Source organism: Pantoea sp. DY-5 (assembly GCF_019795955.1).
Classification (GTDB): Bacteria; Pseudomonadota; Gammaproteobacteria; order Enterobacterales; family Enterobacteriaceae; genus Pantoea; species Pantoea leporis.
Window position 1 is genome coordinate 374,371 of the sequence record NZ_JAIMIE010000002.1, and the last position, 23,006, is coordinate 397,376.

Annotated in this window: 19 protein-coding genes and 1 riboswitch; of the genes, 6 read left to right on the forward strand and 13 right to left on the reverse strand. The window is 52.1% G+C overall.

The features are described 5' to 3' along the window. Positions 1-191: 191 nt before the first annotated feature. The 3 genes from K5Y30_RS09890 to K5Y30_RS09900 all read right to left on the reverse strand — a co-directional run bounded on the left by K5Y30_RS09890 (position 192) and on the right by K5Y30_RS09900 (position 4,479). Positions 192-1,061 (reverse strand): OmpA family protein, encoded by an 870-nt coding sequence (locus K5Y30_RS09890; RefSeq protein ID WP_222185397.1) that lies wholly within the window; start codon positions 1,059-1,061, stop codon positions 192-194. A 71-nt stretch (positions 1,062-1,132) separates the two neighbouring features. Further along, positions 1,133-3,325 carry an Ig-like domain-containing protein gene (locus K5Y30_RS09895; protein ID WP_222211222.1) on the reverse strand — a complete coding sequence of 731 codons (2,193 nt, stop codon included), beginning with the start codon at positions 3,323-3,325 and terminating at the stop codon, positions 1,133-1,135. 254 nt (positions 3,326-3,579) lie between these two features. Next, a complete protein-coding gene (locus tag K5Y30_RS09900; protein ID WP_222185395.1) occupies positions 3,580-4,479 on the reverse strand; it encodes a LysR substrate-binding domain-containing protein in 900 nt (299 codons plus the stop codon). Between the two features lie 92 nt (positions 4,480-4,571). Between K5Y30_RS09900 and K5Y30_RS09905 the strand changes: the two genes are divergently transcribed. Continuing rightward, a complete protein-coding gene (locus K5Y30_RS09905; protein ID WP_222185394.1) occupies positions 4,572-6,047 on the forward strand; it encodes a tetratricopeptide repeat protein in 1,476 nt (491 codons plus the stop codon). Between the two features lie 27 nt (positions 6,048-6,074). Here the strand turns inward: K5Y30_RS09905 and parE are convergent, their stop codons facing one another. Genes parE through nudF form a run of 5 tightly spaced genes read right to left on the reverse strand, consistent with a single transcriptional unit; the run spans position 6,075 to position 10,531 of the window. Continuing rightward, positions 6,075-7,970: a DNA topoisomerase IV subunit B gene (parE, locus tag K5Y30_RS09910; protein ID WP_222185393.1), complete on the reverse strand. Its 1,896-nt coding sequence runs from the start codon at positions 7,968-7,970 to the stop codon at positions 6,075-6,077. 46 nt (positions 7,971-8,016) lie between these two features. Then, positions 8,017-8,598 carry an esterase YqiA gene (yqiA, locus tag K5Y30_RS09915; RefSeq protein WP_176972208.1) on the reverse strand — a complete coding sequence of 194 codons (582 nt, stop codon included), beginning with the start codon at positions 8,596-8,598 and terminating at the stop codon, positions 8,017-8,019. Between the two features lie 3 nt (positions 8,599-8,601). Next, on the reverse strand, positions 8,602-9,429 hold the full coding sequence (gene cpdA, locus K5Y30_RS09920; RefSeq protein WP_222185392.1) for a 3',5'-cyclic-AMP phosphodiesterase: 828 nt from the start codon (positions 9,427-9,429) through the stop codon (positions 8,602-8,604). Positions 9,430-9,473: 44 nt separating this feature from the next. Then, on the reverse strand, positions 9,474-9,899 hold the full coding sequence (locus tag K5Y30_RS09925; protein ID WP_222185391.1) for a DUF1249 family protein: 426 nt from the start codon (positions 9,897-9,899) through the stop codon (positions 9,474-9,476). Further along, positions 9,896-10,531, reverse strand: coding sequence for an ADP-ribose diphosphatase (gene nudF, locus K5Y30_RS09930; protein WP_222185390.1), 636 nt, complete (start codon positions 10,529-10,531; stop codon positions 9,896-9,898). Before nudF ends, K5Y30_RS09925 begins: the two co-directional genes overlap by 4 nt. 213 nt (positions 10,532-10,744) lie before the next feature. Between nudF and tolC the strand changes: the two genes are divergently transcribed. The 3 genes from tolC (at position 10,745) to K5Y30_RS09945 (ending at position 14,204) form a co-directional block, all read left to right on the forward strand. After that, positions 10,745-12,217, forward strand: a complete 1,473-nt coding sequence (tolC, locus tag K5Y30_RS09935; protein ID WP_222185389.1) for an outer membrane channel protein TolC — start codon at positions 10,745-10,747, stop codon at positions 12,215-12,217. A gap of 140 nt (positions 12,218-12,357) precedes the next feature. Further along, a complete protein-coding gene (locus K5Y30_RS09940) occupies positions 12,358-13,032 on the forward strand; it encodes a DUF1190 family protein (RefSeq protein WP_222185388.1) in 675 nt (224 codons plus the stop codon). An 8-nt stretch (positions 13,033-13,040) separates the two neighbouring features. Next, on the forward strand, positions 13,041-14,204 hold the full coding sequence (locus K5Y30_RS09945; protein ID WP_222185387.1) for a glutathionylspermidine synthase family protein: 1,164 nt from the start codon (positions 13,041-13,043) through the stop codon (positions 14,202-14,204). Between the two features lie 38 nt (positions 14,205-14,242). Here the strand turns inward: K5Y30_RS09945 and ygiD are convergent, their stop codons facing one another. Next, on the reverse strand, positions 14,243-15,028 hold the full coding sequence (ygiD, locus tag K5Y30_RS09950) for a 4,5-DOPA dioxygenase extradiol (RefSeq protein ID WP_222185386.1): 786 nt from the start codon (positions 15,026-15,028) through the stop codon (positions 14,243-14,245). Positions 15,029-15,301: 273 nt separating this feature from the next. On the opposite strand from ygiD, the gene K5Y30_RS09955 reads away from it, so the two are divergent. Then, positions 15,302-15,685, forward strand: a complete 384-nt coding sequence (locus K5Y30_RS09955) for a cell wall hydrolase (protein WP_222185385.1) — start codon at positions 15,302-15,304, stop codon at positions 15,683-15,685. Between the two features lie 58 nt (positions 15,686-15,743). On the opposite strand, the gene ribB is transcribed toward K5Y30_RS09955, so the two are convergent. After that, positions 15,744-16,400 carry a 3,4-dihydroxy-2-butanone-4-phosphate synthase gene (gene ribB, locus K5Y30_RS09960; RefSeq protein ID WP_222185384.1) on the reverse strand — a complete coding sequence of 219 codons (657 nt, stop codon included), beginning with the start codon at positions 16,398-16,400 and terminating at the stop codon, positions 15,744-15,746. 105 nt (positions 16,401-16,505) lie between these two features. After that, positions 16,506-16,655: riboswitch (FMN riboswitch) on the reverse strand. A gap of 171 nt (positions 16,656-16,826) precedes the next feature. Here ribB and K5Y30_RS09965 point away from each other — a divergent pair. Next, positions 16,827-17,132 (forward strand): accessory factor UbiK family protein, encoded by a 306-nt coding sequence (locus tag K5Y30_RS09965; RefSeq protein ID WP_110867312.1) that lies wholly within the window; start codon positions 16,827-16,829, stop codon positions 17,130-17,132. Between the two features lie 83 nt (positions 17,133-17,215). Here the strand turns inward: K5Y30_RS09965 and hldE are convergent, their stop codons facing one another. From hldE to K5Y30_RS09980, 3 genes are read right to left on the reverse strand one after another with little or no spacing between them, the layout of a single operon-like run. Then, positions 17,216-18,640, reverse strand: a complete 1,425-nt coding sequence (hldE, locus tag K5Y30_RS09970; protein ID WP_222185383.1) for a bifunctional D-glycero-beta-D-manno-heptose-7-phosphate kinase/D-glycero-beta-D-manno-heptose 1-phosphate adenylyltransferase HldE — start codon at positions 18,638-18,640, stop codon at positions 17,216-17,218. A gap of 59 nt (positions 18,641-18,699) precedes the next feature. Then, positions 18,700-21,558, reverse strand: a complete 2,859-nt coding sequence (gene glnE, locus K5Y30_RS09975; RefSeq protein WP_222211225.1) for a bifunctional [glutamate--ammonia ligase]-adenylyl-L-tyrosine phosphorylase/[glutamate--ammonia-ligase] adenylyltransferase — start codon at positions 21,556-21,558, stop codon at positions 18,700-18,702. A gap of 25 nt (positions 21,559-21,583) precedes the next feature. Beyond that, the gene (locus K5Y30_RS09980) at positions 21,584-22,894 is read right to left on the reverse strand and encodes an inorganic triphosphatase (RefSeq protein ID WP_222211227.1); all 1,311 of its coding nucleotides are present in this window, start codon (positions 22,892-22,894) and stop codon (positions 21,584-21,586) included. Positions 22,895-23,006 lie beyond the last annotated feature (112 nt).

Consider the following 23,006-nt stretch of genomic DNA (forward strand, 5'->3'; position numbering starts at 1 on the left):
TTGATATTTCGGTTTAGAGTTCCGGTTCCATCCCGGTACACAAACATTCTGAGCCAGTTAGCGAAGTAGCTAACACAAGATATGTCCCAATTAATTGGGAAGATAAAAAAATTAATGGGATACTGATGTTTATAAAATGGTCTAAATCTATACAATTCAGACCGTGCGAAAACTAAAGCGGGGAAATAAAATTATTTCCTTTCTACACTGATTACTACACGGCGCTCGGTCGCATAGCACAAACGCTGCTGTTTTAATGACCCTGAGCAGTGTTTAGAGACCTGACTTTCACCCATACTTTGCGACTGAATCTTGTCACCATTTAAACCATTATTGACTAATAATTCCTTAATAGTATCAGCGCGGCGTTGGCCTAACTTTAGATTACTCTGTTCATCACCAATAGGATCGGTAAAACCAGTAACAATAATATGCTGCTCCGATTTGCCACTGCGTTTCAGTAAATGCGCGAATTGCTGAATAGCGTTATGGCCTTGAGAAGAAATATCGTCACTGCTGGCACTAGCGAAATTAAATAATAGATCAGATGAAAACTCGTAATTATTATATGATTGAGCGGCATCCATCTTACATGAGATAACGGAAGAGGCACGGGAAAGCAAATGCGCTTGCTGCCGGGTACCCATCAACTGTTGCTGCGCCACGGAGGTTTCTACAACATGGGGACGACCAGAGCCATCAAGACTTGCAGAAACATAATAGGTTTTCCCCGCAGCCAATGAATCTCGCCACTGCTGTTGTTGTTTACCTTGATAGCGTGGTGCATCATCGGTGTAACTTCCTAATGAATGCATACCTGGCTTTAGACAAAACACCGTGTATCCACCCGATAAAAGTGCGGTCTGGAATTCACCATCCACATAGATATGTGCCGCACTTTTATCATTATCAGCAGTTCGATAATAAACAATTTTGGTTTGATCTTCCGCCGCTGCTGGCACTGATAGCCATGATTTCCCAAAAATAGTTTGCGCTTGAATTCCCGTAGTTATGGACAATGATGCAATAACGGCGATAATCGAAACACTTTTAATATTCATTACAACTCCCTAAAAGAAAGTGCCAAATGACACTTTCTTTTATCCAAAATTAAAATTAGCAAATGTATTAATTATTCAGATAAGTCACGAAAAACCAAGTGATTATCAAGCGAAGAGACATCTAACGAAACCACCCCATTAAGGGTAGAATGATTGACGTTAAAATCAGACGTAATATTATTTAAAGAACTTTCATCAAGATCTTTGGAAAGAATATTTTCTTCCTGAGATTCGCCAAACAACGTGTCATGCTGATCTGAAAGTAAATCAGAAATGTTAATTTGGTTTGTTGAATCGGGGAAGAGATCACCCGGAGCAACAGATTCTGGCGGTATAGTGTCGATTTCAACTGCAAATACAGGCGTTTTAGCCGTCACAACACCATCAGCATCCTGGAAAGCAGCCTCAATATTATATTTATCATCTGGAAGCTCTGGTGTTGGGATACTCCACTTTCCTGTTGCATCGACTGTAGATGAAAGATAAAAGTGATTTTTAGCACCATTTATCCAAACATATACGATGTCCCCGGGAATTCCGGTGCCGCCAACAAAGATGGTCGAATCATTTACTGCATCGCCGCTCGCAATAGGTTGCTTACCCACAGGTATTTTTTTACCACCATCCAATTTTTCATCGCGATAAACATCTCCAATTACACCGGTTACTGGCACATTTGGATCAGGAATAACTTCTTCAACCGGATCAGGGTCGACTGGTGCCTTTGGATCATTAATATCAACGACGACTTTTTCAGAACTCTCAGATTCATTACCGGCTGGATCTACAATGATGATTTGGAATTCATGTTTACCGTTTTGTAAAGATTCTTCCGGTGTAAAGGTCCACTCGCCTTTATGATCAATTACGGCACTACCTATTACTTTGCCGTTATCGATAATTTTGACGATATCACCTTTCTCACCGACACCAGAAAACGTTGGGGTGCTATCTTGAGTTTCATCACTATTTTCTATCGGTTTTTCATTGCTATCTTTAATTGCACCGATGCCTTTATTTTCTGGCGCAATGGTATCAACCTCAACAGCCCATTCATCTGATCCAAAAGATTTATTACCTACCTCATCAACGACCACAATGCTGAATTTATGTATTCCGTCGGCCAATTCTGGGCTAGTGAATTTCCAGTTACCTTCACTATCAGTTTTCGCGGTACCCAGCAATTGACGATCTTTCCAGATTTCAACAGTAGAGCCAACTTCAGCTTTACCTGAAAGACTTGGCGTATTGTCTTTGGTGACGCCATTTTTTTTAATTTCTTTTGGTGGATTCGTACTGTCGTCGAACATGCCACCAATGGTACCTTGTGCTGGTGCAGTCAGATCAATTACAAAACCCCATGCTTCACTTGACTCGCTCACTACGCCGTTTTCATTGCGCTCACGGGTAGTAATGCTGTGGCTACCTGCTCCCAGCGCTTTTCCAGGTGTGAAAGACCAGGTACCATTTTCACCAACGGTAGTTTCACCAATTTTGGTGGTGCCATCCCATACTTCAATCACGTTTCCTTTGGTGCCAGTACCATTCAGAGTCGGCGTGACGTCATCGGTTCGGCCACCTTTAGCGATCAATCCAGTGATGCTACCTACATCGTCGAATATGCCATTCACCACCGGAATGCTTACATTGCCGCCACCGTTTTCACCACCACCTTTGCCGCCATCGCCACCTTTGCCGCCGTCTCCGCCTTTACCACCCTGACCGCCATTGTTGCTGTCTTGATACTGATCTTTGGCTGCCACATAGCCCAATCCTGCAGCAGCAGCAATCGCCGCCATGCTACCTAAAGCGATCAATGCCGGTGACCACTCAAAACCCGATGCCAATGCAAATCCATCATTATTGTTATCGACAACGGCTTCGCCTAAGGCCAATGCTGCTGTTTCACCATCAGCAAGTGCTTCAGCTTCATGACTGGCATCACCATCGGTAGCAACATATGCATGCATTTCGCCATCTTCAGCTTTACCCACTAAGCTGCCGGATTTAGCAAAGAAATCTTCGATAATAAGGTCGGGGTCATTGCTATCAGAACCTTCCAGCATTACCAGAAGATTTTTTCCTACGCGTTTGACAGTAATATTTTCCGGTGCAACACCGTCACTACCTTGCGCAAGCATATATTTACCGTTGGTAATAGCCTGAACTTTCGCGGCTTTACCCTCTTTCCCAACACGCAACACCTCTGCTTTAGTTATTGTTTTTTTATCAATAATCGCAACACTCACGGGCGAAACATTCATGATTAATCCCTTTCATACATTATTTTCGACTGCACGATTGCTGACAAACGCAACAATCTCCCTGGCTAAACCTACCGAAGCAGGCTCAAAGTGAGCGTCATAATCCGGAAAGTGAGATTTCCGAGACATAAGAAATGTCCCGTATAGGAAAGAAAAAGTGTCTAACGTTGCCTAAAGTGAAAAATTCCAATCAACTGATTGAATTAATATATTTAATTGAATCTCAAACTAGCGGAAAAAAAATTATTTGAGGGCTATAACAGATGATTTTCCTGAATTTTTTTGCTTAAAAAATCCAGAAAACAGGTAATGCGCGAGGTAAGGGATTGATTGCGGTAATAGACTGCGTGAATAGGTAAACGCTGCTCACGGTTTTCCGTTTCAAGAATCTGCACCAGGCGCCCACTGACGCGATCTTCACGGCTGACAAAATCGGATAAACGTACGATACCTTGCCCAGCTAAAGCCAGTTGACGCAATGTTTCGCCACTGGAGGCGGAAAGCGTAGGTTTGATGCGCAGGAACTCACCTTCCCGCTGCCACACCGGCCAGACGTTATGGGCATCAAGCTGACTGAAACCCAGTAGTTGATGGTTTGCTAGTGCATCAACGTTTTCCGGTAAACCAAACTTATCCAGATACGCAGGACTTGCTAGCAAACGTATTGCGCTGCTTCCAAGCACACGCGCACGCAGCGTTGAGTCACGCAATTCGCCGATACGAATGGCGATGTCCGTTTGCTGTTCCAGCAGATCGATCACGATATCGTCGGTGTTGAGTTCCAGCTGAATCAGCGGATAGCGCTGACGGAACTCCGCCACCAACGGCACAATGACGTGTAGAGTAAACGGGGTATTGGCGTTGACGCGTAAACGTCCTGACGGGATGTCCCGACGCTGCGCAATTTGTTCTTCCGCTTGTTCAACCGAAGCCAGAATCTGCCGCGCGTGATCGAGAAAAATCAGCCCCTCTTCGGTCAGAGCCAGGCGACGCGTGGTGCGATGCATCAAGGTGGTTTGTAGCTTACTTTCGAGGCGGCTAAGCGCACGACTCACGCCAGAGCTGGTTTGATCTAGCTGCTCTGCGGCTGAAGTGATTGATCCGGTATCCACCACCGTGACCCAGGCACGCAACTCTTCCAGTGTTATTTTCAAATTTCCATCCTCAAAGAACCAGACCTGTCTTAGCGCTGTTTCTGACACTTTTGACTTAAATTACGCCACTTTATTAGCAGCAGGGTATCACAATGCGTCATAAACCTCGGATGGCTAACGATTTACGTCAGCAACAAGCGGTAACCCAGTTGCTGCAGCAAGGGCGACAGGAAGAAGCCTGGCGTAAGATTCGAGCGCATCTGACGCTTGCTCCCTACGATAGCTGGTTCCTGTTTGAAGCCGCACGACTTGCACGACGCAGCGGCGAACTCGATCTGGCTCAGCGCTACTATCAGCGGGCACTGAAGCTTACGCCACAGGATGCCGGATTACTCAATGGACTCGGCTTAACCCATTATGAAGCCGGACGTTGGGACGAGGCGGAAGCCTGTTATCAGACCGCGATTAAAGTGCATGCTGGCTATGCCGCCTGCCACAATAACTATGCTATTTTGCTGCATAAGCAGCAGCGCTATCACCTGGCTTTAAAGCAGTATCAATTGGCGCTGCAGAGCCAATCTGATTATATCGAAGCCCGCTATGGTATGAGTACGTTGCTGGCGCATATGGGGCAGCTGCAAGAAGCAGAAAGTCTGATGCAGCAAGTGTTGCACGTACGTCGCGCCGATCGACGCTGTCGTACTGCGCTCGGCATGGTGCAACTGCAGCAGGGCAACTTTGCTGCAGGCTGGTCCAACTATCAGGCGCGTTATGCGTCGGATAATCCCGATCGCTTCTTTACCTTACCTAAACTGCCCATTCGCTACTGGCAAGGAGAGGATCTGCGCAATAAAGCGCTGCTGGTGCGGACTGAACAGGGAATGGGCGATGAGATTCAGTTCTGCCGCTTTCTCACACGCGTGAAAACCGAAAAGCAGGCGAAGACAGTGATCATGCTGGGGAGCGCGGCCTTAAAACCGTTGATGATTTCGCTGCCACAGCTCGATCATTATCTTACGCGGGGAGAGTCACAACATACGCTGCCACAGGCTGATTATTGGTGCTCGCTACTTGATTTACCGCAGCATTTCCTCAATTCAACGCAGCCCTTCAGCGCGCAACATCCTTATCTGTTCAGCACCGCTGATCAGCAGGAAAAGTGGCCGATTAAGGGCAACGGAAAAAAAATCGGTATCGTGTGGAAAGGATCCAGCGAACATAAGAATGATAGCCAACGCTCGCTTGCGCATTTGTCACAGCTTGCACCGTTATTTGACCTGCCTGATATTATCTGGATAAGCCTGCAAAAAGGCGCGGGTGAAGAGGACGTTATCGATTTCCCACACGTGCAGCCACTTGGTGCGCAGTTCAGCAGTTATCAGGACACGGCCGCAGTTATTGCGCAGCTGGATTTGGTGATAGGCGTCGATACATCAGTAATTCATCTGGCAGGAGCATTGGGTAAACCGTGTTGGGTATTGTTACCGGCCTGGGCGCGCGATTGGCGCTGGTTAGAAAATCGCGAAGATTCGCCGTGGTATCCGCAAATGAGACTGTTTGCGCGCGGGCAAGATGAAGAGTGGAGCGCGGTCATTGCGCGGGTTAAACAGGCATTGCTGCAGCAATAAACAGGGACGCCATGGCGTCCCTGTTTTTTATACTTCGAGGTCGGCTAAATCGCCTTTCTCTTGCAGCCAGTTGCGGCGGTCTTCCGAGCGTTTCTTCGCCAGCAGCATGTCCATCATGCGTAGGGTTTGATCGACATCCTCATCGCTGATCGTCAATTGCACCAGGCGACGTGTATTCGGATCGAGCGTGGTTTCGCGCAGCTGCAGCGGGTTCATTTCACCCAAGCCCTTAAAGCGTTGCACGTTTGGCTTACCTTTCTTGCGCTTCAGCTGATCCAGCACGCCCTCTTTCTCATCCTCATCCAGGGCGTAATAGACTTCTTTGCCGAGATCGATGCGATAGAGCGGCGGCATGGCCACATAGACATGGCCATGCTGCACCAGCGAACGGAAGTGCTTCACAAACAGCGCGCACAGCAGCGTGGCAATGTGCAGACCATCAGAGTCCGCATCCGCAAGAATACAAATCTTGCCGTAACGCAGTTGGCTCAAATCTTCACTGTCGGGGTCGATACCGATCGCCACTGAAATATCATGCACTTCCTGCGAGGCCAGCACTTCGTCCGAAGAGACTTCCCAGGTGTTAAGGATCTTGCCTTTCAGCGGCATAATCGCCTGATAATCACGATCGCGCGCTTGCTTGGCGGATCCGCCCGCAGAATCCCCTTCGACGAGGAACAGCTCGGTTTTGTTCAAATCTTGTGCGGTGCAGTCAGCCAGTTTGCCCGGCAGCGCCGGGCCGCTGGTGAGTTTTTTACGCACCACTTTCTTCGCGGCGCGCATGCGGCGCTGCGCGCTGGAGATCGCCAGCTCGGCCAGCATTTCAGCCGCCTGCACGTTTTGATTCAGCCACAGGCTGAAGGCATCTTTGACCACCGCGGAGACGAATGCCGCACACTGACGCGACGACAGGCGCTCTTTAGTCTGCCCGGCAAACTGTGGATCCTGCATCTTCACCGACAGCACGTACGCACAGCGATCCCAGATATCTTCTGCCGACAGCTTCACGCCGCGTGGCAGAATATTGCGGTATTCGCAAAACTCGCGCATGGCATCCAGCAAGCCCTGACGCAAACCGTTGACGTGCGTGCCGCCTTGCATGGTTGGGATCAGGTTAACGTAGCTTTCTGTTAGCAGCTCTCCGCCTTCCGGCAGCCAAAGCAGCGCCCAATCCACCGCTTCCACATCGCCAGCAAAACTGCCCACAAAGGGTTTTTCCGGCAGCGTGGGTAAGCCGTCAACCGCTTCACACAGGTAATCGGTCAGGCCATCCTGATACATCCAGGTTTGTTCGGTGTCGTTGACCTTGTCTTTAAAAACAATTTCAACGCCCGGACAGAGCACGGCTTTGGCTTTTAACAGATGTGATAAACGAGAAACCGAGAAACGCGGGCTATCAAAGAAGCTTTCATCTGGCCAGAAGTGCACGCTGGTACCGGTATTGCGTTTACCGACGGTGCCAGTAACCGTAAGATCCTGCACCTTGTCGCCATTTTCGAAAGCAATCTGGTAGATTTCGCCGTTACGACGCACGGTAACTTCCACACGCTTCGACAAGGCGTTAACCACCGAGATCCCAACGCCGTGCAAGCCGCCTGAGAACTGATAGTTTTTGTTGGAGAATTTGCCACCCGCATGCAGGCGACAAAGAATCAGCTCAACCGCAGGCACGCCTTCTTCCGGATGGATATCCACCGGCATGCCACGACCATCATCAATAACTTCCAGCGACTGGTCGGCATGAAGAATCACTTCCACACGTTTGGCGTGACCGGCCAGCGCCTCATCGACGCTGTTATCGATCACTTCCTGGCCCAAGTGGTTCGGGCGCGTGGTATCGGTGTACATCCCAGGACGACGACGCACCGGTTCAAGGCCGGTCAGGACCTCAATGGCATCGGCATTATAGCTTGATTGGCTCATCGTAAATGTCTGATTAGCAATAGGAAAATGGCCCCACTTCGCAAGGTTACTGGGCGTTTAATCCCAGAAAATCAACTATCTGTGCGAAATGGCGTTCGAATCCGATATAGGCATGATTGCCGCCCTCTTCAACCGTCTGGCGGCATGCGCTGTAATACTCCAGCGCCTGGCGATAATCGAGTATTTCATCGCCGGTTTGTTGCAGCAGCCAGAGTAAATCGGGCGCTTCAAGAGGGTCAATCTGCATTACTTTCAGATCGTAAATGTGGCGAGACTCTAACACATATTGCTGGCCGGTGTAGGGATTACGGTTTTCGCCGAGGTAATCCACCAGCAGCTCAAACGGCCGTACGGCCGGATTGACCACCACCGCAGGCAACATGAAACATTGCGACAGCCAGGTCGCAAAATAGCCGCCCAGCGACGATCCCACCAAGCCCAGCGGTTCACCGGCATATTGCATTACCAGCTCTTCCAGCATACTGGCGGCTTCGGCCGGGAATGTCGGCAGTTGCGGCACCATCACATTAATATGAGGATGCTGCTCGTTGAGCCATTGCTGCAGCTGCGTGGCTTTCGCCGATTGCGGGGAACTGTTGAAGCCATGCAGATAGATCAGCGCCGCCATTGCTTAGTAGCCCTCGGAATCAAGATCGGGGCGGAACATGTCACTTTGCAGGCGATTCACTTCGGTGTGCAGCGTACCGTCAGGCTGCAAGGTGAACCAGCGCCAGCCCGGCGCCAACGTATCAATGGTGAAGTTGGTGCAATGCGGTTTGAACTGTACGCAGGTCGATGGCGAAGCCATCACGCGGCGACCATGCCAGTCGAGATCGAGTTCCTGGTGAATATGGCCGCACACCAGATTGCGCGCGCGCGGGAAGTGTTGCAGCACCGCCTCCAGCTGATGTGGATTGCGCAAGCTGTGCTGATCTAACCAGGTACAACCGGAAGCCAGCGGATGATGATGCAAAAGTACCAAAGTGTGACGTTCCGGGTACTTGCTTAACGCGGTGTGCAGCCACTCCAGCTGATATTCGCTCAACATGCCGTGCGGCACGCCAAATACCTGGCTATCCAGCAGCACCAGCTGCCAGTGATCGCCTAACAGAACGTGCTTGTCGGATTTGATGCCCGCGTCGGCCAGCGTATCCACCATCGCCGGCTGAAAATCGTGATTTCCCGGCAGCCAGACGCACGGTTTCGGCAGACGATTAATGCCCGCTACAAAGTGTTGGTAAGCTTCGACGGTGTGATCCTGAGCGAGATCGCCAGTGGCGATAATCAGATCATACTGGCGCTGTTGTACTTCAATAGCATCCAGTACCGCATCAAAACTCGACCAGGTATTTACCCCAAGCAGCGATTGATGTTTTCCAGCAAAAAGGTGGGTATCCGTGATTTGTAAAATCCTGATATCAGACCCATCTTGCGCAGGAAGAGTTAGCAGGCTATCCAAAGCGTTTCCTTAATCTCCACGCCATCGTTGCGTTTTTTACGCTATCAGCAAACCGGTACTGCCACAGCGCCGTGCGCTAAGCAGTAACGCAACCAATCCGCAAGGAACTGGTTAATCTGATGTTTTTCATCGCGCTGATGCAGTTTTTTATTAGGATAATCATAGCGCGCTTTAAATCGGTAGATCTGTTTAGTGGAACACACTTCAGCGACCATCGCATCATGATAGAGCCGCACCGACATAGAAGGCAGGCTCCAGTAACTCACCGCGGGCGCCACCTGACGCACTTCCACCAGCGTGGTGTATCGCGTCGATTCTTCGATGGTGAGCTGATAGCTGGCGCCATTCACCTGATAAATCACCGATGCGCCTGCCTCGTCACTGCGCGGCAGCAGGCGACGCAGCTGGGCGAAATTGGTTTCGCACAGACGCATCATTTCGGGAAAGTCAGGGGTATAGCGCTGTTTCATTTTAGCTTCCACTCTTCTCGTAGTTTTTCATGGTGCAACGCCAGCCATTGCAAGGCGATGACAGATGCCGCGTTATCAATAATCCCCTCTTCCACCCAGCGATAAGCCTGTTCGCGGCTCACCACATGGACAAGAATATCCTCATTCTCTTCCTCCAGCCCGTGATTTCCCTCTGCCAGGCTGGCATCCACTTCGCCTACCAGCACCGACAAACGTTCAGACGTTCCGCCGGGGCTGGCTAAGTAATTCACTATCGGTTTGACGCGGCCAACCTTAAGGCCAGCCTCTTCTACCGCCTCACGTCGTGCGACATCTTCTGGTGTTTCGCCAGGTTCGATGATGCCAGCCACCATTTCCAGCAGCCAGGGCGTTGGGCTGGAATCGAAAGCGGGTATGCGGATCTGTTCGATCAGTACCACTTCATCACGCAAGGGATCATAGGGTAGCAGCACGGCGGCGTGTCCGCGCTCAAAAACTTCGCGCACCACCTCACCACTCATTTCGCCATTAAAACGACGGTGGCGGAAACGGTAGCTGACGATGGAAAAAAAACCATCGTAACGCGTTTCGCGTGCAATAATTTCTACATCGTTTTTTGTGAAAGTCACAGGGGATTTTTTTTCACTCGCCATCGTCTGATTCCTTATGCAGATTGGGATGGAGCAAAGAAAAGCCAAGTCTACCGCTCCGTCCGAGTGGTTCTTTTTGAATTATTTACGTAAATTAGGGGAAGAAGGCACGTTCAGCCAACTTATCTCTGACGCCGCCTCTGTAGAATCGGCGATTATTTTTTTGGCTTACCTGCAGCACTACCAGTGCATTTTGCTGCAACAAAAGGAATGCAAATGAAAAAACTGCTCCCACTTTTTATTGGGCTGACTCTGGGCGGATTCAGCCTTGCCAGCCAGGCAGAAAACCTGTTGCAGGTCTATCAGCAGGCGCGCCTTAGCAACCCCGATCTGCGATCTTCTGCCGCTAACCGCGACGCTGCATTTGAGAAAATCAATGAAGCGCGTAGTCCTTTATTGCCGCAGTTAGGCTTGGGCGCAGATTACACTTATAACAATGGCTACCGTGACAGCAGCGGACTTCATTCCAACACGACCAGCGCCTCTCTGCAATTAACTCAAACTATTTTCGATATGTCGAAATGGCGTGCGCTGTCGCTGCAGGAAAAACAGGCCGGTATTCAGGACGTCACTTATCAGGTGGCACAGCAAGATCTGATCCTGAACAGTGCAACGGCTTATTTCAACGTGTTGAAAGCGATCGATACGCTTTCTTACACCGAAGCACAGAAACAGTCGATCTATCGCGAATTGGATCAAACCACTCAGCGCTTCAACGTGGGTCTGGTCGCGATCACTGATGTGCAGAACGCCCGCGCTCAGTATGACACCGTGCTGGCCAACGAAGTGACTGCACGTAACAACCTCGATAATGCGGTGGAATCGCTGCGTCAGATTACCGGCATGGATTATCTGTCGCTGGCTTCACTGAATATCGATCGTTTCAAAACCGCGCGTCCAGATGCCGTTGCCAGCCTGCTGAAAGAAGCAGAGAGCCGCAACCTGACCTTGCTTTCTGCGCGTCTGAGCCAGGATCTGGCACGTGAACAGATTCGTTCAGCCGAAACCGGCCACATGCCGACGCTGGATTTGACCGCCTCAACCGGTATGTCGAACAGCAAATATGGCGGCAGCCGAGCCAATCAGAGCGCTGGCAGCACCGATTCCATCACCGGTTCTAACCAGGTTGGCCTGAGCTTCACTATGCCACTGTACAGCGGCGGTTCGGTGACTTCGCAGGTGAAACAGGCGCAGTACAACTATGTCGCGGCCAGCGAACAGCTGGAAGGCGCGCATCGTAGCGCGGTTCAGACGGTGCGTTCTTCATTCAATAACGTGAATGCCTCTATCAGCAGCATCGATGCTTATAAGCAGGCAGTTGTCTCTGCACAAAGCTCATTGGATGCGATGGAAGCCGGTTATCAGGTCGGTACGCGTACCATCGTTGATGTGCTGGATGCGACTACCACGCTGTTCAATGCTAAACAGCAGCTTTCTGATGCGCGTTATAGCTACCTGATTAACCAGCTGAATATCAAATATGCGCTGGGTACGTTGAACGAGCAGGATCTGCAGCAGCTGAACAGCACGCTGGGCAAAGAGATCACCACGACACCAGAAGTGGTGGCGCCGGAGAATAACCAGCAGGCCGCGCGTGTGGATAACGGTCCGAAAGCTTCATCGCCTTCAGCCGCCGCACAAGCCCGTCCAGCTGCCACACGCAGCAGCGGAAATCCATTCGGTAATTAATTCCCCAGGGGGCCGTATGCGGCCCCTTTCGCCTTCAATCGTATAGCTACGTAAAGATCCTTTCCCCATCTGGCTTCGCGCTTCATTTTCCACCGCTCATCCCCTATCCTTACCCCACCTTTGGGCACAGGATGAAAATAATGAAACGGACGAAAAATATTCGCCATGCCGCTTTTCGTAAAAGCTGGCAGGCACGCCACTTAACGCCAGTCGCCTTTGCCGTTAGCGCAGTGTTTATGCTGGCAGGCTGCGAACAGAGTGATGAAACGGTGTCGCTCTATCAAAACGCAGATGATTGCGCCAAAGCCAATCCAGGCCAGAGCGCGCAATGTACCACTGCGTATAACAACGCAAAGAAAGAAGCCGAACGTACCGCGCCAAAATACGCCACGCGTGAAGATTGTGTGGCTGAGTTTGGTGAGAACCAGTGCCAGCAAACGCCTGCACAAGCGGGTGTGGGCACCACCGCTAACAACGCTGAAGCTCAGCAAAGCGGTAGCTTCTGGATGCCGTTGATGGCCGGTTACATGATGGGACGTATGATGAGCGGCGGCGCAGGCTTTGCCCAGCAGCCACTGTTCTCGCCAAAAAATCCGAACAGCCCGGCAAACGGAAAATTTGTTGATGCGGCGGGTAAAAACTACGGTAATGCCACATCGGGCCGCACCATCAACGTGCCGAAAACAGCAATGGCGCCGAAACCCGCGACCACTTCCACCATTACGCGTGGCGGCTTTGGTGACAGCGTGGCAAAACAAAACACCATGCAGCGCAGCAGTGCTTCTGGCACCGGCAGCCGCTCGCTGGGAGGCTAAGCCGCAGCATGCAACGTATTGCAATCCCCGAACGTCCAGACTGGCGTGAAAAAGCCGCGGAGTATGGTTTCCAGTTTCACACCATGTATGGCGAACCTTACTGGTGTGAAGATGCGTACTACCAATTCACGCTAGCGCAGGTTGAACAGCTTGAGGATACCACCGCCGAACTGCACCAGATGTGTTTGCAGGCGGTGGAAAAAGTGGTGAACAGTGACGAGCTGCTCACCCGTTTCTGTATTCCTAAGCACACCTGGGACTTTGTGCGTGATTCCTGGAAGTTGCGCCAGCCTTCGCTCTATTCGCGCCTCGATCTGGCATGGGATGGCAAAGGTGACGCCAAGCTGCTGGAAAACAACGCCGACACGCCAACCTCGCTGTATGAAGCAGCCTTCTTTCAGTGGATATGGCTGGAAGACCAGGTTAAAGCGGGCAACCTGCCGCAGGGCAGCGACCAGTTCAACAGCCTGCAAGAGAAGCTGATCGAGCGCTTCGCCACGCTGCATCAACAGTTCGGTTTCAACTGGCTGCACTTCTCCTGCTGTCGTGATACCGAGGAAGATCGCGCCACGGTGCAATATCTGCAGGACTGCGCCACCGAAGCCGGATTGCCGAGCGAGTTTCTCTATATTGACGAGATTGGATTGGGTGAAAGAGGCCAGTTTACCGACGTAAACGACCAGGTCATCAGCAATCTGTTTAAGCTCTATCCGTGGGAATTCATGCTGCGCGAAGTGTTCTCCACTAAGCTGGCGGACGCGGGCGTGCGTTGGCTGGAACCGGCATGGAAAAGCATCATTTCCAATAAAGCGCTGTTACCGCTGCTGTGGGAGATGTTCCCTAATCATCCCAACTTGCTGCCCGCTTATTTTGCCGATGATAACAATGCGCCGCAGATGGATAAGTACGTGATGAAACCGCTGTTTTCGCGCGAAGGTGCCAATATTCGCATCATTGAGAACGGTCAGGAGATCGCCCGCGCCGATGGCCCGTATGGCGAAGAAGGCATGATTATTCAGCAGTTCTATCAGCTACCGAAATTTGGTGACAGCTATACGTTGTTCGGTAGCTGGCTGATTGATGATCAACCTGCCGGTATCGGCTTACGTGAAGATCGTGCATTGATCACGCAGGATCTGTCGCGCTTCTATCCGCATACCTTTATTGAGTAAACGATGTGCCGCCCGTAATATTCGGGCGGCCACGCGCATTAACCAATCTGCACCGACATCATGCTGATCGCGCCCATCTCCATACCTTCCACGGGAAGGCTGATCGCTTCATCAGCAGCACGCGCCCCAAGAATATAGAGCAGCGGTAGATAGTGTTCCGGCGTAGGGTTTGAAAGCTGTGCATCCGGATGCTGCATAAAGTTCACCAATGGGTGCTCCGCCACCTCGCCCTGAAAATCCAGATTCTCACGTACAAACTGATCAAAGCTCTCCGCCCACGGATACGCCGTTTCCGCACCCTGCCAGCGCAGCATACGCAGATTGTGTACCACGTTACCGCTGGCCACGATCATCACACCTTCCTCTCGCAATGACGCCAGCTTTTGCCCCAATGCGAAGTGCCATTCAGCAGGTTTAGTGCCGTCAATACTCAGTTGCACCACCGGAATGTCGGCATCGGGATACATTTTTGCCAACACGCCCCAGGAACCATGATCAAAACCCCACTCCTGATCGGCATGAATGGCGATCGGTGCCAGTAAATCAATCACTTGCTGAGCCAGTTCTGGCGATCCAGGCGCGGGATAGCGCACATCAAATAGTGCCTGTGGGAAACCACCAAAATCATGGATAGTGCGTGGATTATTCATCGCCGTCACCGCCGTACCGCGTGTGTACCAGTGCGCCGAAACCGCGAGAATCGCACGTGGACGCGGCAACGTTGCGCCCAAATGCTGCCAGGTTTGGGTATAACGATTATCTTCCAGTACGTTCATCGGGCTGCCGTGACCAAGGAACAACGCAGGCATGCGTCTAGTGCTCATGATTAATCCTCTGACGAAGTGTAGCTTTGTTAACCGCTACGATACGCGCTTTCGCTGGGGGATTAACGCTGATAAGTATGATGATCTCTGTCAGGGAATTTGAATGATATTGGGTGGGGAAATTCGAGACAAGATGGGTCTCAATATTGCGTGCGGACCTTTTAGATATCAGTGATATAGCCCGCACCTAAGACCGAGCGAGACCGGTCTTGTTACATTCAGTGAATCTACTTCATAAACTCCACCCGGTTTTAGAAACATGAGTTGGAATTTATGTTAATTCAGGGAGCAATACTGTGCCTGGCGATGAATATCTACCATGAGGCGCGTGGCGAACCGATTAAGGGACAAATAGCGGTTGGCACCGTGACGATGAATCGGGCCAACTGGGATGTCAAAGAGATCTGTCCTGTGGTGTATGCACCTAAGCAGTTCTCCTGGACGTCTCTCAAAAAGAATCCTTATCGGTATCCACCACATGAAGATAAGAGCTGGCAACGCGCCAGAAAGCTGGCACAGAAGATCGTTGAAGGGGAATTACAGGACGTAACTCAAGGCGCAACCTTTTTCCATGCACATAGCGTCAAACCGGCCTGGCGTCATGCCTTTCAACGTACAGTGGTAATTGGCAATCACGTGTTTTATGCCAATCGCTAAAACAAAAAAAGAGGCCGGATAGATATCTATCCGGCCTCTTTCTTATATATCTATTCAGTTAGCTGGCGTGACGCGTTTCACGCTGACGGCGATAAGCCACCAAATCTTCGATGGTAACGACCGCCATATCATGTTGCTTAGCAAACACGATCGCTTCTGGCGCGTGCGCCATGCTGCCATCATCATTGGTTAATTCGCACAGTACACCTGCCGGTTTGAACCCTGCCAGAGTCACCAGATCGATAGTTGCTTCGGTGTGTCCACCACGCGACAGAACGCCGCCTTCACGCGCACGCAGCGGGAACACATGGCCCGGACGGTTAAGGTCTGAAGGCTTAGCGCCATCAGCCACCGCCGCGCGAATAGTGGTAATGCGATCGGCAGCAGAAACGCCGGTGGTCACACCGCTTGCAGCTTCGATCGTCACTGTAAAACCGGTGCCGTAAGCGCTGGTGTTAGTTTCCACCATCATTGGCAGCTCAAGCTGCTGGCGGCGCTCTTCGGTGATGCAGAGACACACAATACCGCTGCCGTGACGGATGGTTAATGCCATCTGTTCAACGGTCATGGTTTCTGCCGGGAAGATCATGTCACCTTCGTTTTCACGATTTTCATCGTCGAGCACCATTACACCGCGGCCGTTGCGCAGCGCATCAATGGCGCGCTCTACACGCTGTTCAGGCGTGCCAAATTCAGAAAAAAGCGTCTGATTCATGGTAAAAAAACCTTATAAAATATGAGTTACCAGAACCAGGGCGTGCTTAGGAGTGCGTACAAAACACATGGCAAAAACGTGACGCGGGCAAAGCCCGGCTGATGTCGTTACCCTCTCCCATCCGGACTCTAACCGTCGGCTCCGGAATTACACCGGATCTGCTGACCTTTCACATTGCTGTGAGAGCGCTCGCGGGCTTTCAGCTAGAGCTGATTTACCGCCGGTGGGGAATTTCGCCCCGCCCTGAGAATAAGCGAACAAACTATAACGCCAATCATCTGGTCGGGCAATCGACAAAAGTGCAAATGCTTTTGCATTTCCTGCGTTGCGGATTTCAGGTTTAACCTTTTCGTTTCAGGCATTACACTTAATAGCTATTGAGTCCGAACACGCGCAGCTATCGGCCACCGTAATCAGGAAATAATCATGATCGACACGAAAAAAATTGAACAACTGGCTCGCCAGGTACATGAAGCTATGCCGAAAGGGATTCGCGATTTTGGCGATGATGTCGAAAAGAAAATCCGTCAGGTATTGCAGGCGCAGTTGACGCGCATGGACCTGGTTAACCGTGAAGAGTTTGATGTGCAGACGCAGGTTCTGCTGCGCACGCGCGAGAAATTAGCTGCGCTGGAACAGCGCCTGGCGAAGTTAGAAAGTGAAAGTCCAGCAGCACCCGCGCCGGCGATCGTCACGCCAGATCCCGCAGGGAAAATTGATACTCCACAGTAAGCTAATGGGCGGGAGTTTTCCTCCCGCCCATTCACACTTAATGACTGCGAATGGGCGGGAGTTTTCCTCCCGCCCATTCACACTTAATGACTGCGAATCGTTTTGATGATGTTGCTGGTTGAGATGCCATCTTCGAAGTTCAATACGCGCACGTCACCACCGTTCGCCCACACTTCTTTGCTACCCGCGATGTCTTCCGGCTTGTAGTCGCCGCCTTTTACCAGCAGATCCGGCAGCACTCCAGCAATCAGACGTTGTGGCGTGTCCTCTTCAAACAGCACCACCCAATCCACCGCTTCCAGCGCACCCAGTACAATCATGCGGTTTTCTTGCGGATTGACTGGACGCGTTTCGCCTTTCAGACGCTTAGTCGAGGCATCACTGTTAACGGCCACAATCAGGCGGTCGCCCAGCTTGCGCGCGTTTGCCAGATAAGAAACATGGCCAGCGTGCAGGATGTCAAACACGCCGTTGGTCATTACCACTTTCTCACCACGCTGACGCGCCAACGCAACAGCGGCTTTCAGCTCCGCTTCGGTCATCACACCAAATCCCGTTTCCGGACGGGCGTGAATGGCATTTTCCAGCTCAACAGTGCTGACAGTGGAAGTACCCAGCTTACCGACGACCACGCCAGCTGCAGCGTTTGCAAGGAAACAGGCTTCTTCCAGGCTGTCGCCAGCCGCCAGCACCGCGGCCAGTACGCCAATCACCGTATCGCCCGCACCTGTCACGTCATAGACTTCCTGTGCCTGCGTAGGCAGATGCAGCGGCGCTTTGCCCGGCTGCAGCAGCGTCATACCGTTTTCCGATCGGGTTACCAGCAGCGCGGAGAGCTCATAATCCGCGATTAACTGCATGCCACGGCTAACAATCTCTTCCACGGTTTTGCATTTACCCACAACCGCTTCGAATTCAGACAAATTCGGTGTCAGCAGCGTTGCACCGCGATAACGTTCAAAATCAGTGCCTTTAGGATCAATCAGTACCGGCACTTTAGCTTCACGCGCCAGTTGAATCATGGTCTGAACGCTGTTCAGCGCGCCTTTGGCGTAGTCAGACAGCACCAGCGCACCCGCTTGCGTCAGCGATTGACGCATACGATCGTGAATCGGCTGCGGATCAATCTCCTCAAAACCCTCTTCGAAATCGAGGCGAATCAGCTGCTGATTGCGCGAAAGCACGCGCAATTTGGTGATGGTTGGATGGCTTTGTACCGCCACAAAATCACAGTCGACGTTGACCTTTTGCAGGGTTTCGCTTAACACGCGCGCGGCATCATCGGCGCCGGTCAAGCCAATCAGCCGTGATGCTGCACCGAGCGCAGCAATGTTCATGGCGACGTTTGCCGCGCCGCCTGGACGCTCTTCAATGGTATCCACTTTCACCACCGGCACCGGCGCTTCCGGGGAAATACGGCTGGTTGGGCCATACCAATAGCGATCTAACATCACATCGCCGACGACTAGCACAGTGGCCTTGCCAAAAGTGGGCAGTGTTACTTTCATTCAGAGACTCCAACACGGTCAAAATAATGCGCGGGATATTACCACATAAGCCATCAGGCTCACTGTTCCGCGCTGTCAGATTGGATACCGCTTAACCAACGCTGCCAACTGTTGTTGACCACCGCGCGTTCAGCGACAAAGGCTTCAGGCGCCACATGGCCCGGTAATTCCTGCAATGCCAGATGGTGCAGCGCATCACGCAGCGTGACGTACGCATGCGTCAAAGCCTGCGCCTCTTCATCCGGCATAATGTCATGACGCGCCATCAATTCGAAAATGCGGACATTATCCGACCAACGCGTCAACGCTGGCTGATCGGCCGCGTAGCTTAAGACAAGGTATTGCGCGATGAATTCAATGTCGGTGATACCGCCCTCATCGGTCTTAATTTCCCAGCGACCTTTCTGTTTGTTGCTGAGATGCGCCCGCATTTTTTCGCGCATTTCACGCACTTCTTTTTGCAACGTCTCAACGTCTCGCGGCAGGCAAAGAACGTTACGGCGGATTTCATCAAAGCGTTCACAGAGCGCAGGTTCGCCAAACACGATGCGCGCGCGCACCAGCGCCTGATGTTCCCAGGTCCATGCTTCGCTGCGCTGGTATTCGTTGAAAGCGGAAAAAGTACTGACCAGCATACCCGCCGCGCCAGAAGGACGCAGACGCGCATCCACTTCATACAAAATGCCGGACGACGTGCGCGTGCTAAACAGATGCATTACACGCTGCGCCAGGCGCAGATAGAACTGGCGACCATCAATGACGCGCTCGCCATCGGTTTCCGCATCATCCGGACAATCATGCAGGAATACCAAATCAAGATCAGAGCTGTAACCCAGCTCCCAACCACCGAGCTTGCCGTAACCGACAACCGCAAAACCGCGCTCATTGTCGCTGGTGAGATGCGATGGGCGACCATATCGCTGCACCATCATCTGCCAGGCTTGCTGCACCACGGATTCGATAATCGCTTCTGCCAGCCAGGTTAAGTGATCGCTCACTTTCATCACGGGCAGCGTTTCAGCAATATCAGCAGCGGCGATGCGCAGATGCTGAGCCTGTTTAAACTGGCGCAATGCTTCCAGTTGCTGCTCTTCGTCATCAGTGGGAATACGCAGCAGATATTGGCGCAGTTCGTCGCGGTAAGCGTCGGTCGCGGTTGGTTGATACAACGTTGCGGGATCGAGTAGTTCATCCAGCAGCAGCGGATAGCGCGCCAGCTGGCTGGCAACCATCGGTGATGCGGCACACAGACGAATTAGATGACGCAGCGCGCCATGATATTCGGTGAGTAATTCCAGATAAGTGCTGCGCGTCAGCACGCCCAGCAACAGCGGCGTCAGACGATTCAGCAACACATCAGCGTCTTCGCGTGGACAAACTTCACTGAGCAGACGCGGCATCAACTGGTCGAGCGCCAGACGACCGCGCGGACCAATGGTACGGCGGCTCACATCCTGGCGGAAGTTATTCAACGCATTGTAAAGCGCGTGACGCTGCGCATCGTCCAACTGCGGCACCACCGGAATGAGATCACTCTCTTCCAGCGCGTCCTGCCACAAGCCAGCAAATTCAGCCAACTGCGGCTGATCGTCGACATCCGGAGCATCGTCGCCAATCAGCTCGTCAAAGATGGCGCGCACACCGGCCATTTGCAGCTCAAGCTGTGCCATCAGCGCGTTCCAGTCTGCCACGCCCATCGCCCAGGCTAAGCGCTGGCGATCAAGTTCGTTTTCTGGCAGCGTTTGCGTTTGCTCGTCATTAATGCTTTGCAGCAGGTTTTCCAGCCGACGCAGGAACAGATAGGCTTCACGTAGATGATCGACCTGATGCTGGCTTAACAAAGCCAGCTCGCCAATCGCTTTGAGCGTAGGGAGCAATGATCGCAGTTGTAGTGAGCGCTCACGTCCACCGCGAATCAGCTGGAACACCTGCACAATGAATTCCGTTTCACGAATGCCGCCGGCGCCGAGCTTAATGTTGTCTTTCAAACCGCGTCGACGCACCTCGCGTGCGATCATGCCCTTCATGTTACGCAGCGATTGAATCACGCTGAAATCGATATAGCGGCGATAGACGAACGGCCGCAGCATTTGTTGCAACTCCTGGCTCCAGTGGCCGTGGTCGTCGCCCATTAGCCGGGCTTTGACCATCGCATAGCGTTCCCAGTCGCGGCCTTGCTCCTGATAATAATCTTCCAGTGCCGCGAAACTCAGCACCAGCGGACCGCTATCACCGAACGGACGCAGGCGCATATCCACGCGATAGACAAATCCATCCACTGTTGGTTGATCGAGCACTTTGATCAGCCGCTGCCCCATGCGCGTGAAGAATTGCGCATTGTCGAGCTCGCGCCGTCCACCTTGAGTAACGCCGTTTTCCGGCCAGGCAAAAATCAGATCGATATCAGAAGAGAAGTTGAGTTCGCAGCCGCCGAGTTTACCCATGCCGAGAATCAGCATCGGTTGGGCTTCAACGGCTTCATTGCATGGCGTGCCAAAGTCGCGGCTGCAATCCTGCCAAACCCAGTCGCGCGCGGCAGCGATGAGGATCTCTGCCAGCGTGCTGAGTTGCTGCAAACTTTGTTCGGTAGTGGAGTGTTGCAGCGCCTGCATCCAGGCGATGCGCACCAGCATATGACGACGGAACAAACGCAGTTCACGCATAAGGGAGGTTTCATTATTAACCGTTTGCAGTGCATCGTTCAGCCAGCTGGCATAGTTTTGCCACTCATCGGGGGCAGGCGCTTGCTGTTGCAGATGCTGCCACCATTCGGGATGCTGATGCAGGTTATCGAGGATAAAGTCACTAAAGGTCAGCGCACCCGCCTGTTCTGGCGTGAACACTGAGGGTGGCAAATTAAGTCGCTCTGCCACATTAGCCAACTGCGCCTGCATGAGCGCCGGTAACGGTAACAACATCTTCTCTCCCTGATTGGATTTTTCGTTAGCGTTTGATTCCGCTATTGAGCCAGAAAGGTGCGGGGCGCACGGCCAGGTTAACCAGATGCATTAAGCCACGTTCCTGCTTCTCTCGAATCGCATGCTGTAACTCCAGCCAACCGTCCAGCCAAACATTCACCTCTTCGGCCGGATAAGCACCCGCCAGCAGGTTCACCGCCAGCAGTTGGCGATTCAGGCGCGTCGCTTTATCCTGGAACTCATTGAACAGTTGTACATCAACGAAAGTTTCTCTGAGATCGGCGGCAATACGACTCAGCATAATATCGCTGAAGCGCTTGAACGATCCCTGCAGCTTGCTTTTGCTCTTGTCGTCGAGCCAGTTTTTCCATTGAGACTCAACCAGCCAGTGAGTAAGCGCTAACTGGGCTTCAACGGAGGTCAACGAGAAGCAAGTGGCTTCAGCATTATTCTCTTCATCGGCCAGCAACTCTTCCTGACGGGTTAATTTCTGACGCAGATCGCTGCTGGCTTTGCGTGGTACCAACGCACCAAACAGTGAGAACGCCTGGCGCAGCGTTTCCAGCGCATCAATTACCGCCGCTTTGGCATCTTTATTACCACGCAGCCACACTTCTTCGTGATATTGCCAATGATTCAGTGCCGCGGTCATTGCGTTGATCATGCCCTGCTCAACCGACGCTTTCGCGGCGATTTTCTGCAATGGCAACGTACGGATGGGGCGCGGTAAGTTACCCTGCGCCAACTGGTAGCCGCGCGCGGCTTTGCTCAGGCTGCCGAGGCGCAATCCGCCCTGCGCAATCAGCGCTTCAGCGAACTTCAGCATGTCATCGCGTTGCCCACTTTTGAGCTCCAGCTCGACTTCATAAAGCGGTTCGCTGAATTCACCGGCAGCCACTTCGCCGCGGTCAAATGCCACTTCAATTTCGCTGTCGCCAAATTGCACCAGCCAGGCCTCACGCTGAAAATGAGTGCTGAACAGCGGCTGCAGGCGCGATTGCAGTACGGCGATATCGGTGTCCTGCGGCCAGATATCGGCTGGCAGGCGCGCGATATCGAGCTGCGGCTCAGTGAGATCAACATTGTATTCCGGACGCTGATGCAGTCCGCCAACGGTTTTACCGGCCGCTTTCAGCGTCATTTCATAGCGTTGGTCAACGCCACGAATACGCAGGCCCATGTCCCAACGACGCAGTTGGTTGTCATCGGTTTCATAATAGATATTGGTCAGCTCGCGCGCGGCGAAGTGCTGATGTGGCCACGCGGCAAGATTTTCCGCCAGTTTTTCGGCGGCTTGCGGTGTAGCAATGAACTTTAATTCGATTTCGATGGTCATAATTTTTTATTCAATACGCTGCTGGCACTTACGAGTTTAATCTGGCGAAGAGTAATGCACCGGAAGCCCGCTGTCTCCGCTTTCTTGTGCTTTTACGACCCTTTTCGCACCG